Annotated in this window: 1 protein-coding gene; it reads left to right on the top strand. The window is 41.1% G+C overall.

What is annotated here, in order from left to right; genetic code table 11:
* Positions 1-1,645 (top strand): non-ribosomal peptide synthetase (locus tag PX636_RS10495; RefSeq protein ID WP_288117070.1); only part of this gene is annotated, 1,645 nt, incomplete at both ends.

A 1,645-nucleotide genomic window follows, 5' to 3' on the forward strand; every position in this document is an offset into this window, starting at 1 on the left:
AAAATCCCTTCAGTGAAGTAGCCCCAGAAAATCTACTATGCCTATTATATACATCTGGTTCAACCGGTAAACCTAAAGGAGTGATGTTAACCCACGCGGCCTTAGTTAATCATAGTTGTGGCATTAGTAAAGTATTCGGTTTAACAGAATCTGATCGCGTTTTACAGTTTGCTTCCTTTGGCTTTGATGTCGCCGCCGAAGAAATTTTCCCCACCTGGTTAAAAGGTGGCACAGTGGTCTTAAGACCAGGGCAAATGTTCCCAACTTTGACTGATTTTGCCGATTTTATCGAACAAGAAAGCCTCACCGTTTTAAATATTACCCCTGCCTATTGGCATGAATGGGCAATCGCCGTTTCCCAATCATTAGCTACTGTACCATCCAGTCTGCGGGTTGTCGCCGTGGGAGGGGATGCAGTGTTACCAGAAACCGTCAATATTTGGCGACAAATGGTCGGAAAACGGGTTCAATGTATTAATGTATATGGCCCCACAGAAGCGTCTGTAACCGCCATAGTTCATGATTTGCTAGATTATCAGTCAGAAAAAATCAATTCAGTGCTGATTGGTCGTCCCATTGCTAATACAAAAGCATACATACTAGATCAAAATCTGCAACCTGTACCCATTGGAGTTAAGGGAGAATTGCATTTATGCGGTGTTCGTTTAGCGCGGGGTTATCTGAATCGTCCCGAATTAACTGCTGAAAAATTTATTGACAATCCCTTTGCTCATTCACCGTTCAATCGTTTGTATAAAACGGGAGATTTAGCGCGTTATTTACCCGATGGTAATATTGAATGTTTTGGCCGGATTGACAATCAGGTTAAAATTCGCGGATTCCGTATTGAGTTAGGAGAAATTGAAGCGGTACTTAACCAAAATATTGATGTACAAACATCTTGTGTGATTATTCGGGAAGATACTCCGGGGGATAAATATTTAGTCGCCTACATAGTAGCTCATTATGAACGGATACCGATGATTAGTGAACTGCGTCAGTTTCTGTCCAGTAAATTGCCTTTGTATATGGTTCCTCAAGCTTTTGTTTTTCTGGAATCTTTACCCCTTACTACTAATCGTAAGGTAGATCGTCGCGCTTTACCCGCACCAGATAAAATAGGAAATCGCCGGGATCAATATGTAGCACCACGCAATGGAATTGAAGAGATGTTGGTGCAAATTTGGACAGAAATACTCAAAATAGAGCAAGTGGGAATTTATGATAATTTCTTTGAAATTGGCGGCCATTCTCTCCTCGCAACTCAATTAGTTTCTCGGATTCGGAGTTTATTTAAAATAGAACTACCTTTGCGGAGTTTATTTGGTGCAGCTACGGTAGCCGAATTAGCGCATCTTATTGGACAATTACAGCAGCAAAATCTGACGCTAACAGTACCCCCGATTTTACCGAGAACTAAGGATACAGAACTACCTCTATCCTTTGCTCAACAGCGTTTATGGTTTTTAGATCAATTGCAACCAAATAGCGCTTTATACAATATACCGATGGTGTTGCATTTCCGAGGCAACCTCAATCAAAAGGCCTTAGAACAAAGTTTACGAGAAATCTGTAATCGCCATGAAGTATTACGGACTAATTTTGTCACGATTGATGGACAACCGACTCAGATTATTCAAACAAC

Source organism: Microcystis sp. M53598_WE2 (assembly GCF_030067735.1).
GTDB classification, from domain to species: domain Bacteria; phylum Cyanobacteriota; class Cyanobacteriia; order Cyanobacteriales; family Microcystaceae; genus Microcystis; species Microcystis aeruginosa.